The sequence below is a fragment of the Streptomyces sp. NPDC049837 genome (assembly GCF_040674455.1).
Taxonomy (GTDB): domain Bacteria; phylum Actinomycetota; class Actinomycetes; order Streptomycetales; family Streptomycetaceae; genus Streptomyces.
Genome location: NZ_JBFAMP010000004.1, coordinates 407,977 through 421,024, shown reverse-complemented (window position 1 = coordinate 421,024; position 13,048 = coordinate 407,977). Strand labels below are relative to the sequence as shown.

The following is a 13,048-nucleotide window of genomic DNA, read 5'->3' as shown; positions in this document are numbered from 1 at the left end:
CTGCTTGCCTCAGCGCCCGCGCACGCGACGCGTCAGCCGATGTTGTCGACCGCGGCCTTCGCCCGCTGGAGGGTCTGCTGCGCCGTCGCGTCGTTCTTCTCCAGCGTGGTCTTGAGCAGTTGGATGATGTTGCGGACCTCCTGCGAAGCCGCGTTCCAGCGCAGCTCCTTGCCGTGGTACTCGTCCGCCACGCCGTCGGCCGCGAAGTCCGTCATCGCCGCCTTCACCTGCGCATCACGCGCGGTGATCACCTGCTCCAGGCGCGCGATCACGGCCTGGATGTTCATCTGCGCCTCGGACGACGCACCCGTGTCGTACGAACGACGGTCGCTACCAGCAGCCATCAACAATCACTCCCCGTCCGGTTCGGTCTAGCGGCCCGAGAAACGCGCCGCGTCGAAGTTCGCCGACGACATCTGCGTCCGCGCGTTGTCGCCCTGCTCCTGGTCACCGGAGCCGAAGGCCGACTCCATGCCCGACTGGCCGCCCAGGATGGCCGCCAGCGAGCCGTTCAGCGCCGCCGTGATCTCGTCCGAGCGCGACTTGAAGGAGTCGAACGCCACCTTGCCCGCGCCGTTGAACTTGCCCTCCAAGGGCGCCGCCGCCTGGACGAGCTGACGGATCAACAGACCCAGGTCATTGCTCGAACCCTGCGACTGAGACATCAGGGTCGACAGAACCTGCGCCCCCATATCGAACTTCATCGGGCTCTCCCCCCGCTGCGATGGACGATCGTATGGATCGAATGTACGACATGCCTATCAACTCATGCGTCGCTCTTGCAATCAGCAATCACACACCTGGGACGGTCTGTGACGAACACATGACATCGGACTGGGTCATTCGCCCTTCAGGTGCCGCACCAGCCGCTCGAAGTCCTGCCACCCCGACAGGTCCGAGGGGTCGCCGGGCAGCGGGTAGTACAGCGCCGGACGGGTTTTGGGGCCCAGTGACACCGGCGCCTCGGCCAGCGGCGTCTTGCGGGCACGGTCACCGGGCATCGCGCGGACCTCGTCCGCGCCGAGCACGAAGGCCACCGGAACGCCCGGCCCCTCGAAGCGCGGCGGCACCGCCAGGTCACGCCGTGCTTTGCGGAGTTGTACGAGCATCGACTGGAGGTGGTGACGGGTGGCGAGCACCTCCGCCGCCCGCGGCACCGCGTCCACCGGCGGCTCCTCGCCGGCCCCGTACCCGAAGGCGAGCGTGACCTCCTCCTCCACGCCCGCCTTCGTACGGCTGACGCGCACGGTGGCGAGGCCGGGCCGCTCCGGGCTGCCGACCACCACGACCCACGTCGGCTCGGGGGCCCGCTCGTGGGCGACGTCGGTCAGCCGGCGCAGCGACCACGGCAGGTTGGCGGGCTCCGCCGTGCCCCACCCGGCGGGCGCCTCGCCCGTCAGCTCACGCCACACCGCCTCCAGGGCGCCGCCCAGCACCAGCCGGTCGTCCGCCGGGTGCACCGTGCGGAACGTCACCGCCAACTGCCGCTCACCGCTGTCCTCGACGCCCTCCTGGTACGAGGCCGCCACCCGGGCGCGCGGCTCCTCGTCCGTGGAGTCGGGCGCCGCGACGGGGGCGAACATGCCGTCCTGCCACGCCAGCACCGCGCCGGACAGCCCGTCGTAGTAGCCGTCCCGCTCGTCCTGCACGACCCACCGCGACGGCCAGCCGGGCAGGCTCCCCCGTACCGCCGGGGAGAGCGTCGTACCGGCCGGGCTGACGATCTGGAGCCCCAGCCCGCCCTCGGCCGCCGCCCGGAACGCGTCCGCCAGCCACGCCGTCATGGCCACGACCGGGCGGTCCTGGATGACGACGGCGACCTTGTCGGTGAGGACGTCCACGGCGGGCGTCCCGGCCTCCGCCGGAGGCGCCACGCCCACGCCCTCCGACGCCACCACGGCCAGCGACCGGGCGGCCTCCGGCGGCCACGCCGAGCCACCCGTCAGCGAGGTCAGCCGGGCGGCGAACGTGCCCGCCAGCCGCTCCGCCTCCGCCACCCCGGTCGTCGCGCGGGCCTCGGTCCACCAGAACGGCACCGGCGGCGGCGTCGCCCCCAGCAGCCGCTCGGCCTCGCCCGCGACCTGCACCAGCAGCGGCGCCTCGACGGAGACGAGCGGCCGGCCCTCCTCGTCGCAGAGCTGGACGACGGCGTCCTCGCCGGCGGTGTTCACCAGCTTGTCGGGGCCGCCGGAGAGCAGGCCCGCGAGCACGCTCCACGGGTCGGGCATGCGCTCGGTGAGGGCTATGACGTCCTTGGTCATGGGTCCGTCCGGTCCTTACGTCTCAGTGGTCGGGTGTGTACACCGTCTGGATCAGGCGGTTCGACTGGCCCCTGCGGATCAGGACGCCCCGGCCCGGCGGCTGCTGCGAGGCGTACACGCCCGGGAACAACTGGCCCTCGCTGCGGTCGCCCGCCATGAGGATCGCCGACGCCCCCGACTCGCGCAGCCCCTGCACCAGCGGCTCGTACATGCCGCGCGACGCGCCCGCGACCCGGCGCGTCAGCACGAAGTGGAGGCCGATGTCGACCGCCGAGGGGATGTACGGCAGGAACGGCGCGAGCGGCGCCTGCCCGGCCGTGGTGAGGACGTCGTAGTCGTCGACGAGGACCACGATCCGCGGACCGCTGCCCCAACTGCCCGGCTCCAGGTCCTCCAGACGGGCGGTCTCGTCGGGCAGCCGCTTCTCCAGCTCGGTGGCGATACCGGCGGCCAGGCCCCCGCACAGCTTGGCGTTGTACGCGTACCCGCCGAGGAACTCCTCCGGCACGACGCCCCGCAGGCCCCGCCGCGGGTCCATGACGGCGAGGACCAGTTCGTCCTCCCCGTACCGGTCGATCAGCCCGCCCGCGATGGTCTTCAGCAGGTTCGTCTTGCCGCACTCGCTGTCGCCCATCACCAGCAGGTGCTGGTCGTGCTCGAACAGGTCGAGCAGCACCGGCGCGAGCGCCGTCTGGTCCAGGCCGATCGGCACCCGCTTGGGCTCGGTGACCGGCCCCGGCAGCAGGTGCGGCTCCAGGACGTGCGGCAGGACCCGCACCGGCTGGGCGACCTCGCCGCTCCAGGCGGCGCGGACCTGGCGGGCGGTGCGCTCCAGGACGGTGCCCAGCTCGGTGGCGTCGGACAGCCCGTCCGTACGCGGCAGGGCGGCCTGCGCGAACAGTTGGCCGTCGGTGAGGACGCGGCCGGGCTCGTCGGGCGACAGGGTCTCGGCGAGCTTGCGGTCGATGCTGGTCTCGGTGGCGTCGTTGAGGCGCAGCTCGACGCGGGTGCCGAAGTACGACTGGGTGGCGATGCGCACGTCGTTCCAGCGGAGCATGCCGGCCACGACGTGGATGCCGTACCCGCCGCCGCGCTTGAGGATGTCGACGACGGCGTCGTCGAGCTCGTCGAAGTCGTCGCGCAGCGCGCCGAAGCCGTCGATGACGAGCACGATCTCGGCGGAGGCGAGCTGCGGCAGCCGGCCCGCCGCGTGCAGGGTGCGCAGTTGCTCGACGGAGTCGATGTTGTGCTCGCGGAAAAGGTCCTCGCGGGCGGCGAGCATGTTCCGCACCTCTTCGACGGTGCGGGCGGCGCGCTCGCGGTCGGCGCGGCTCGCGATGCCGCCGACGTGCGGCAGCCCGGACAGCGCCTGGAGGCCGCCGCCGACCAGGTCGAGGCCGTAGACGCCGACCTCCTGCGGGGTGTGCGTCAGGGCGAGGGAGAGGACGAGCGTGCGCAGCAGGGTGGTCTTGCCGGACTGGGGGCCGCCGATGACGGCGGCGTGGCCGCCCGCGACCGTGAGGTCCAGGTACCACTGGCCCTGCCACTGCTTGGTCGGGTCGTCCAGCAGGCCGAGCGGCACCTGGAGCGGGCCGCGGCGGCCGGCGAGCTGCATGCCGCGCGGGCCGGCCTGGAGGGGGCCGGCGACCTGGTCGAGGGCGACCGCGGCGGGCAGCGGCGGCAGCCAGATGCGGCGCACCGGGTCGGTGGGCGCGTTCTCCAACTGCTCGACCATGACGCCCAGTTCGGTGGGCCCGGTCTCGCGGCGCCGTACGGTGGCCGCCTCCTGGGGGCCGGACTCCTCCGCCTGGCCGAGGGTGTTGTACGCCTCGTACTCCAGGGCCAGCGGCCCGGTGTCCTCGTCCTCCGCGCGCCGCACGGGGCCGCGGTAGGCACCGGAGACGTAGCTCGCCTTGAACCGCTCGTAGTGGCTGGTGTCCACCTTCAGGTAGCCGAAGCCGGGCAGCGGCGGCAGGTGGAAGGCGTCGGTGGTGTCGAGGACCGTGCGGGACTCGTCGGCGGAGAAGGTACGCAGACCGAGGCGGTAGGACAGGTAGGTGTCCAGGCCCTTGAGCTTGCCGCCCTCGATGCGCTGGCTGGACAGCAGCAGGTGCACGCCGATGGAGCGGCCGATACGGCCGATGGACAGGAACAGGTCGATGAAGTCCGGCTTGGCGGTCAGCAGCTCGCCGAACTCGTCGATGACGATGAACAGGTGCGGCAGCGGGTCCAGGTCGGGCCGCTTCTCGGCGCGCAGCGCCGCGTAGTCGCCGATGTCGGCGACGTTGCCCGCGTCCTTGAGGACCTGCTGGCGGCGCTTGACCTCACCAGCGAGCGAGGCGTGGACGCGTTCGACGAGACCGGCCTGGTTCTCCAGGTTGGTGATGACGCCGGCGACGTGCGGCAGGTCCGCGAAGGGGGCGAAGGTCGCGCCGCCCTTGTAGTCGACGAGGACCAGGGCGAGGTCCTCCGGCGGGTGAGTGGCCACCAGGGCCAGGACGAGGGTGCGCAGCAGCTCCGACTTGCCGGAGCCGGTCGCGCCGACGCACAGGCCGTGCGGGCCCATGCCCAGCTCGGAGGACTCCTTCAGGTCGAGCAGCACCGGCTCGCGGGAGTCGCTGATGCCGATCGGTACGCGGAGGAAGGCGCGCTCGCCGCGCGGCGCCCACAGCGTCGCCAGGTCCAGGCGTGCCACGTCGTCGATGCCGAGCAGATCGGCGAAGTCGACGGGCCCGGACAGCGGCGCGTCGACGAGCGACTCGGCCGACAGCCGCAGCGGCGCCAGCATGCGGGCCAGGCCCTCGGCGAACGGGACGGACACCTCGTCGACCGTGCCGTGCGCGCTGACCGGCTCCTGCTCGCGCAGGTCCTCGATGAGCACCTGGTCGCCGTCGACGGTGATGCGTACGCCGACGTGGCCCGGCTCCTGGACGCGCTGTTCGACCAGGTGCAGGACGGTGACGCCCATCTCCCGCAGTCCCACCGCGTCGTCGGGGCGCGGCAGGTCGACGGCGTCCTCGCCGTGCCCGTCGGTGACCACGAGCAGCCGGGACGACATCGACAGGGCGTCCTTGCCGGACAGGCCGCGGCGGACCTCGGCGGCGTAGGAGGCGCGGCGGCGCAGCTCGGGGCCGAGCTGCCGGGCGAGCTGCGGTGCGGAGGGGGCGATGCGGCGGGCCGCGACGGGGCCGTCGAACTGCTCGGTGTCGAGCAGGTGCGGCATCCACTTGGCCCACTCCCAGTCGGCCAGCCGCTCGCCGGGCACCGCGAGCGCGATGGCCACGTCGTCGGGGGCGTGCATGGCGGCGGCCTGCACGAGGAGGGCACGGGCGACGCGGAGGCAGTCCTCGCGGGGACCGACGACGCTGATGTTGCCGACGCGGTCCAGCGGGACGGTCAGCGGGAGTTCGGTGCCGGTGCGGAAGCGGTCCATCAGCGCCGACGCCTCGTTGAGCATGAAGCGGTCGGGCGGGGTGAGGACGGACGAGCCGCCCTGGTCGCCGATCTTCAGGTCGCGTACGGGCATCTCGCCGGTGCCCACGCGGACGCGGAGGAAGTCCGCGTCGAGCCGGCGGCGCTCCCAGAGCCGGGCGGGGTCGCGGACGATGTCGTACAGCGCGTGCGGCGGCGGGTTGAGGACGTCGGCGCGCTCGCGCCGCTCACGCTCCTCGGCGGACAGCTCCTCGCGCAGGTCCTCCAGGTAGGCGAGGTACGCCTCGCGCTGGGTGCGGCGGGTGCGCTGGGCCTTGCCGCGCTGCGAGAAGACGAGCACGAGCGAGCCGATGATGGTGATGACGAGGATCAGCGCGCCCAGGGCGGCGAACTGGCTGTTCCGTACGACGGTCATCATCACGACGGACGACATGACACCGGCGACGGGCAGCAGCGACATCGCGATGTTGCCGCCCTTGCCCTCGGGGAGGTTGGGCGGCGCCTCGATGGTGCGCGCCTCGGAGGCGGCCGCGGGCCGGGTGGTCCTGGCGGGGCGGTGTATCAGCCGTGTGCTCATCGTGTCCCTGGGTCCCTGGGTCCCTCGCCTCAGTGGCGCTTCTGGGAGAGGTGGAAGACGTCGGCGGCCAGGCGGGTGGCGGCCTGCCGGGTGGGCCGGGCGAGCAGCTCGGTACGGATCGGGCCGCCGGCGGCCAGGTGCCGGTCGTAGGGCAGTACCTGGACGCTCGCCCCGGTGGAGGCGAGCTTCTCGGCGGCCTTGTCGAGGTCGAGCCCGGTGTGCGGCACGAGTTCGGTGAGGACGACGACGGTGCCGGCGATGACGTGGCGGGGCAGGCCCTGCATCCACTGGAGCACCGCGTACGTGCTGGTGATGCCCTCCAGCGTGGCGGGCGCCGTCAGGACGCGGGCCTGGGCGGCGGACAGCGCGACGCGGGCGACCTCGGCGGGCAGGGTCTCGCAGTCGACGACGGTCACGCCGAAGTAGCGGCGCAGCGCCACCATGACCCGCTCGTACGCCCGGGTGTCCAGCATGGCGCCGATCTGACCCTGGCTGCCGGGCAGGAGCCAGGCGTTGTCGGGCAGTTGGACGAGGTAGCCGGTGACGTCGAGCAGCGACATCTGCGGCTCGACGATGCCGGCGACGTCGCCGGTGGTCCACCGCAGCGTCTCGGCGCCGAGCCGCAGCGGCAGCGACCCGAGCGCCGGGTCGGCCTCCACGAGGAGGACGGGGTCCTGGCGGTAGTGCGCGTACGTGAGCCCGAGCAGCGCGGCGACCGTCGACTTGCCGGCCCCGCCCCGGATGGACGTGACGGCGATCTGCCGTCCGGTCGTCACCGGCTGCTGGAGCGTCTCGGCGGTACGGGTGGTCTCGGCGACCTCGCGGGCGGCGGACGACGACACGGTACGGCGGACGGCCCGCACGGCCCGGGTGGCGAACCCCTCCCCGTGACGCGGCTTGCGCCCTGCGGCGGCCAGCCCCTTGTCGACGACCGGCCGGGAGTCGGGAGTGGTGGGCGCGGTCCGGTGCTGGGCGTACGCCCCGGGGACGGGTGCCTGGTGCGGGTGCGCCTGGGGGTGCGGTGCCTGAGGGGCGGGCGGCTGGGGGTGCCGGGGCGGCGGGTACGCGGCCGGGGCGGGTGCCTGGTGGGCGTACCCGGCCGGGGGCTGGGCTGCCGGGGGCTGGGCCTGGGGGACCGCCTGGTGCGGCACGGGGGCGGCGACGGCGGGGTCGGTGCCCTGCGCCGGGGCGACGGGCGCCGCTCCCGGGCCCGGGGTCACCGGAGTGCCGGGCGTACCGGCCGCGTCGGGCGTTCCCTGCGCGACGGGCGTACCGGCCGCGTCGGGGGCCTGGCCCTGGGCGTCCTCCCGCGGCGTGGCCTGCCGGGCCGCACCCGCGCGCAGGTCGCGCAGGACGTCGCCCTGCCAGTTGTCTCCGTTCGGCATGTCTGCCCTTCTTCTCCCGCCCTGCCGCTGAACTCAGAACTTGTTGAGCAACTGCCCGTACACGCCGAACACACCGACCGCGAGCGGGAACAGCCCCACCATGCCGATGGACTCGACCAGGTCGGCCATGCGCCGCAGCCGCACCCGCACGTGCTCCGGCGGCTGGACCGCGAGGACGACCAGCGGCAGCACCGCGGCGGCGCAGAGCACGGTGAGCGGTCCGGCGCCCCCGGCGTGGTCCATCCACAGCATCACCAGGCGCACGACGAGGAACGCCGCCGCGGTGAACAGCGCCACGACCTCCGCGACCAGCGGGAAGGCCCGCGCCCTGGACAGGAGCACCACGGCGACGACCGACGGCAGCACGACCGTCCAGACGGTGGGCCGGCCCGCGAGGGTGAGCAGCCAGCCGCCGGCCGCCGCCGACAGGGCGGTGACGATCGTGGCGAGGGCGAGGCCCCGGTGCGTGGCCGCGAGGGCGTTGCCCACCTGGTGGCGGCTGACGGACACGCCGCCCGAGCGGCGGTCGTCCAGCGCGGTGAGCCCGGACGCCATCAGGGCGAGCCGGGGCAGCAGGCCGAGCAGGACCACGGAGAAGACCGCCATGACGGCGCCGAGCCGGGCCAGGTCGTCCTGGACGGCGGCGACGGCCTCCCAGACGAGGGCGATCCCGGCGGTGGCGCCGGCGCCGATGAGCCCGCCCCGGCCGAGCGGCGAGAAGTACCCGAGCATCGCCAGCGTCACGACCAGCGCGCCCGCGACGGCCGCGAGCCGCACGGCGCCGGACCAGGCGTTCGCGTCGGCGGCGGTCCAGGCGGTGAGGACGCCGAGGCTGCCGGAGGCGAGCAGGAGCGCGGTCGCCAGGCCCCGGTTGCCCTTGCCGATCCGGGCGACGAGCGCACCGGCCGCCAGGAGCAGGAACGTCACGGCGGCGAGGGCGCCGGCCAGGGCGTCGAGCGCGAACTCCCGGCGGGCCAGCAGCGCGGCGGTCACCGCGAAGGCGACCGTCGCCACGCCGGCGCCGGCCCGGCGGGCGGCGGGGCGCCAGCGCCAGGCCTGGAGGTCGAGGTCGTCGGCCACCTGGTCGGTGACGTCGTGGACCACGGGCGCGGGCGGCGCGGAGTGCGCCCGGACGAGCCGGAGGACGGCGCCGTCGGCGATCTCGGCCGACGCCAGCGTGCTGTCGTGCGGCAGCGCGGAGCCGTCGGACGTGATCAACTGCCGGGTCATCGGGCGGGCGGCGGCCCGGTCGTCCAGCAACTGGAGGATGTCCGGGAGCAGTTGACCGATCGGTGTGTCGGAGGGCAGGACGATGTCGGCCCGGCGTCGCTCGCCGACCAGGGTCACCCGGCTCAGTTGCGCCCGGGAAGTCGTTGCTGTGCTCACCACTTACGGGAACCTATCATCGCGGCGTCGGGAACATTCGGGCCATTTCCACCGGACTCGATGTCTGCACTGCCAGCGTTTCCCCCATTCCCTTTACGGAAGTTACTGCGAACTCTTGCCGGATTCGCCGGACTCCTCCGGCTTTTCGGTCTTCGCCGGCTTCGCCGGCTGCTCGTACCGCTGTTCCTGCTTCCGCTGCTCGGCCTTCTGCTTGGCGAGCGTGTGCTGGAGGAAGGACCACCCGACGCACCCCGCGCACAGGACGGCCGCGATGGCGATGCCCGCGAAGACCTTCCCGAGCCGTTCGTCCGCCGTGCGCCGCGCCCGCTGGGCGCCGAACAGCAGCGCGTCCCGCATTCTGCGCCGGCGTACGGCCACCGACTCCAGCAGTTGGCTGTCGTAATCCCGTGCCATGCGTCGTCCGTCCCCCTTGCTTTGCCTCCGCAACATAAGGCATGTGGGAGCGGGCAGTACACCCCAGGGCGGTACCGGCGGCCCGTGCGGTGGCGCCGTCCGGCGTGCGGGCGGAGGCTGGACTGCGAGGACGCGAGCAACGACCCGTACGGACCCGCTCAGAGGGCAGAACGCATGATCCAGTCAGCAGATATCCGCGAGTGGCGCAACCACGATGTCGTCGACCCCAAGGGTCACAAGATCGGCGTGCTGGAAGCCATCTATGTGGACACCATCACCGACGAACCGGCCATGGCGACCGTCAAGACGGGGCTGCCCACCCGGCAGCGGCTGGTGTTCGTCCCGCTCGACGGGGCGATCGTCGGACCGGGCTACCTGAAGGTGTCGCACCCCAAGGGTGAGGTCCGCAAGTCGCCGTCCATCGGCACGGACGACGTTCTGCCCGCCGAGAGCGAAGTCGCGATCTTCCAGCACTACGGCATGTCCTACGAGCCCGGCGCCAACGGCGAACGGAAGCTCGCGCGCCGCTGACCCGGCCGCCCATCCCGAGGAGGTGTTCGCCCCATGGCGTTGTTCCTGTTCCTGATCATCGTCGCCATCATTCTCGGGCTCATCGGTGTCGTCGCCGAGGGCCTGATGTACCTGCTGATCATCGGCATCGTCGTGCTGGTCATCGACGTGATCTTCTTCGCCGTCCGCTGGTCCCGCCGCTCCCGCAACCGCCCGCTCCGGTAGGCGCGTCAGGCCGGCCCGCCCAGCAGCGGACCGAATACGGCCCGGCCCAGCGCCTCCGCCAGGTCCCGGCCGAGGACCACGACGTCCGCCTCCGGGTGGCGGTCCGCCCAGCGCCGGGCGGAGCCGGGCCCGGCGAAGAAGTTCAGGTCCGGGCAGCAGGCGTCCACCGCCGGGCCGGCGCACCGGCCGGTCCGGGCGAGCACCACCGCCGAGCGCGGCTCCCACACCGCCGTACCGCCGCGGAAGGCGACCGTGACGGCCTGGCCCGTCACCGGGTCGGCCGAACGGATCTCGACGTCGCGCCCGAGCATCGGCGCCACGCCCAGGGCGTCGACCGCGCACATGGCCCACACCTCGGGCCCGCCCGCGATCCGGACGCGGTGCGCGGTGGGGACGGGCGAGAAGGGGTAGGCCGCCCGGATCCGGCCGTGGTCGTCGAGGCTGACGTAGTCGGCGGCCGACAGCTCGGCGAGCACCCGGCGCGCCGGGACCCCGTACGGCGCTGCCGCCGCCGCCAGTTCCTCCTCCGTCGGCGGCCGGCCGTGCGTGGCGAAGGCGCGCAGCACCGCCCGCTGCACCGCGCGCTGCCCGCCCTCCTCGGGCGCGAGTCGCCCCCGGCCGCCCCGGACCACCGCGAGGACGGCCCGCAGCCGGTCCACCGACGGCACGGCGCTCCCGCCGGGGTCCACCCGGCACGACAGGCTCGGCGCCTCCCCCTCCCGTACGAACGGGTCGGCGCCGTTCACCAGCAGGGTCGGGGAGCCGTGCATGCCCAGCCGTACGGCTTCGGCCTCGTCCCGCACCTCCCGCCACTCCACCCGGACGTCGTCGTCCTGCCCGGCCATCGCCTCGGCCAGCCGCTCCCGAAGCACGTCGGCCTTCGGGCACCCGGGCACCATCAGCACGGTCAATGCCATCGTCTCCATGCCCGCGACGCTAGACCTTCCAGTGCGGTGGAAGGTCAAGTCGTACGGTGGAGACATGCGTATCGGAGCCCTCGCCACCACGGCCGGGATCAGCACCAAGGCCGTCCGCTTCTACGAGCAGGCCGGGCTGCTGCCCGAGCCGCCCCGCACCCCCTCGGGCTACCGCGACTACCCGCCCCGGGCGGCCGACCGGCTGGCCTTCATCCGCAACGCCCAGGCCGCCGGGCTCACCCTCGCCGAGATCCGCGAGGTCCTCGCCATCCGCGACAGCGGCGAGGCCCCGTGCGGCCACGTCGGCGTGCTCGTCGCCCGGCACCTCCGGCAGGTCGAGGAGCGGATCGCCGAGCTGACCCGGGCGCGGACCGCCCTCCTCGACCTCAAGGAGAAGGCCGCCGCCACCGACCCGGCCACCTGCCCCGAAGGCCCCGTCTGCCGCATCCTCGGCGTCACCTGACGGACGCTGCCGCGCGGGAGGCCGCCCGGTGGGTGGTGACCGTCACCGGGGTGGCCTGATCACGCCACCCGCGGGCGATGGTGTCGGCCTGCTGGACCACGGGGTAGACGGCGTTGATGCTCGGTACGCGGGGCGACGAGGTGACGCCCACGGTCCAGATGCGTTCCGGCACCGGACCGGCGGGGAAGCGGACGCGCAGGTCCTCGCCGATGTGGGGTGCCGTTCCGGGTCCACGGTGCCGGGCGGGGGCGTCGAGGTGGAGGTGGTCGCCCGACGTGTGGAGCGGCGGGTCGCCGTAGCCCGCGGCGGTGACGACGGCGTCGAACCGCTCGGCCGCTCCCCCGGCCCACACCGCCCGCCAGGGCGGACCGGGTGCGACCTCCACCGGGACGCCCCGCCGGACCGCCAGCCGCCCGGACTCCATGTGTCCGAGGAGGGTCCGGGCCGTGCCGAGCGGAAAGGCGCCGAGGTAGCGGAGCAGCGGCGCGCACCGCCGCAGCACAGCCGCCCGCGTCGGGACGTCCAGGGCCGGCAGCACCTGGTTCGCCGCGTCGACCATCGCGCACAGGATGTCCTGCCAGTGGGTGTGGCCGTTCTCGGCGAGCCGGATCTCCCGGCGCAGCCGCTCCACCGTATCGACGGACGTGGTCACCTGGTCGCGGAGCCGCTGGGCACCGACGGTGGACGTCGCCCTGGCGACGAGCGCGACGAGCTGCCGTTCGAGCCGGGGGCCGGAGAAGTCCAGTGCGGCGAAGTCCGCGGTCAGCGGCGGGCCCGGGCGTGATCCGGTACGGGCGCGTACGGCGGGCAGCTCACCCGAGGGGGACGCCATGACGACGCGATGACCGGCCCCGCACAGCAGCAGCGCGGCGTCGATCGCGGACAGCCTGCTGCCCAGCACCAGGACGCGGGAGGCGGTCCGGGGCATGGCCGTGAGCAGGGCGCCCTCGGGGTACGGGCCGAGGAACAGCCCCTCCCTGCCGAGATGGGGCCGCAGTGTCCCCGGTACGACGGGGCCGGCGTAGCCCTGGCAGAGCAGGACGTCGGTGGCATCGACGCGGCGGCCGTCGTCGAGCACGACCTCGTACCCGCCACCGGGGAGACGGCGCACGGCGCTCGCCCGTCCGCGCACGTGCCCGCCGGCCCCGCCACCCCGCCTGTGCAGCACGCCGTACGTCACGTAGCGGTCCCGGACGTACCGGGAGAAGTGGTGGCGGGGGACGAAGGCATGCCGGTCGGCGGGGACCCCGCGCGCCAGCAGATGGTCCAGGAAGTCGTCCGGGTAGCCCGGCACCAGGGACATGATGCCCACGGAGGTGTTGCACAGCAGCGCCGGCGACGTCGTCGCGAACGCCCTGCCCGTCCCCACCGGCAACGGATCGACGATGTCGATGCGTGCCGCGACCCGGTGCCGGACCAGCGCGACGAACGCGGCGACCCCCGTGGCGCCCCCTCCGACGATGACCACGTGCCGCCCC

The 13,048-nt window shown here is 73.8% G+C and carries 12 protein-coding genes; 3 read left to right on the top strand and 9 right to left on the bottom strand.

The window, feature by feature from the left end; all coding sequences use genetic code 11:
• Positions 1 to 32: 32 nt before the first annotated feature.
• From AB0J57_RS13365 to AB0J57_RS13335, 7 genes are all read right to left on the bottom strand, one after another.
• The gene (locus AB0J57_RS13365; protein WP_366128192.1) at positions 33 to 344 is read right to left on the bottom strand and encodes a pore-forming ESAT-6 family protein; all 312 of its coding nucleotides are present in this window, start codon (positions 342 to 344) and stop codon (positions 33 to 35) included.
• Between the two features lie 27 nt (positions 345 to 371).
• Positions 372 to 704, bottom strand: coding sequence for a hypothetical protein (locus AB0J57_RS13360; RefSeq protein WP_064067185.1), 333 nt, complete (start codon positions 702 to 704; stop codon positions 372 to 374).
• 135 nt (positions 705 to 839) lie between these two features.
• Positions 840 to 2,261: a DUF6177 family protein gene (locus AB0J57_RS13355; RefSeq protein ID WP_366128191.1), complete on the bottom strand. Its 1,422-nt coding sequence runs from the start codon at positions 2,259 to 2,261 to the stop codon at positions 840 to 842.
• 22 nt (positions 2,262 to 2,283) lie between these two features.
• Positions 2,284 to 6,270 (bottom strand): type VII secretion protein EccCa, encoded by a 3,987-nt coding sequence (eccCa, locus tag AB0J57_RS13350; protein WP_366128190.1) that lies wholly within the window; start codon positions 6,268 to 6,270, stop codon positions 2,284 to 2,286.
• Between the two features lie 29 nt (positions 6,271 to 6,299).
• A complete protein-coding gene (locus AB0J57_RS13345; RefSeq protein WP_366128189.1) occupies positions 6,300 to 7,655 on the bottom strand; it encodes a MinD/ParA family protein in 1,356 nt (451 codons plus the stop codon).
• Between the two features lie 33 nt (positions 7,656 to 7,688).
• The gene (eccD, locus tag AB0J57_RS13340; protein ID WP_366128188.1) at positions 7,689 to 9,044 is read right to left on the bottom strand and encodes a type VII secretion integral membrane protein EccD; all 1,356 of its coding nucleotides are present in this window, start codon (positions 9,042 to 9,044) and stop codon (positions 7,689 to 7,691) included.
• Positions 9,045 to 9,143: 99 nt separating this feature from the next.
• Positions 9,144 to 9,455, bottom strand: a complete 312-nt coding sequence (locus tag AB0J57_RS13335) for a hypothetical protein (RefSeq protein WP_366128187.1) — start codon at positions 9,453 to 9,455, stop codon at positions 9,144 to 9,146.
• Positions 9,456 to 9,629: 174 nt separating this feature from the next.
• On the opposite strand from AB0J57_RS13335, the gene AB0J57_RS13330 reads away from it, so the two are divergent.
• The gene (locus AB0J57_RS13330; RefSeq protein WP_073756707.1) at positions 9,630 to 9,986 is read left to right on the top strand and encodes a PRC-barrel domain-containing protein; all 357 of its coding nucleotides are present in this window, start codon (positions 9,630 to 9,632) and stop codon (positions 9,984 to 9,986) included.
• A gap of 33 nt (positions 9,987 to 10,019) precedes the next feature.
• Entirely contained in the window at positions 10,020 to 10,190 is a 171-nt protein-coding gene (locus AB0J57_RS13325) for a hypothetical protein (RefSeq protein ID WP_198944144.1), read from the top strand.
• Positions 10,191 to 10,195: 5 nt separating this feature from the next.
• Here AB0J57_RS13325 and merB read toward each other — a convergent pair whose 3' ends face one another.
• Complete coding sequence (gene merB / locus AB0J57_RS13320) at positions 10,196 to 11,116, bottom strand: organomercurial lyase (RefSeq protein ID WP_366128186.1); 921 nt, start codon at positions 11,114 to 11,116, stop codon at positions 10,196 to 10,198.
• A gap of 55 nt (positions 11,117 to 11,171) precedes the next feature.
• Between merB and AB0J57_RS13315 the strand changes: the two genes are divergently transcribed.
• Positions 11,172 to 11,570, top strand: a complete 399-nt coding sequence (locus tag AB0J57_RS13315; RefSeq protein WP_366128185.1) for a heavy metal-responsive transcriptional regulator — start codon at positions 11,172 to 11,174, stop codon at positions 11,568 to 11,570.
• Here AB0J57_RS13315 and AB0J57_RS13310 read toward each other — a convergent pair.
• Positions 11,563 to 13,038 (bottom strand): FAD/NAD(P)-binding protein, encoded by a 1,476-nt coding sequence (locus tag AB0J57_RS13310; RefSeq protein WP_366128184.1) that lies wholly within the window; start codon positions 13,036 to 13,038, stop codon positions 11,563 to 11,565. The two genes, AB0J57_RS13315 and AB0J57_RS13310, sit on opposite strands and share 8 nt — an antisense overlap.
• Between the last annotated feature and the right edge of the window lie 10 nt (positions 13,039 to 13,048).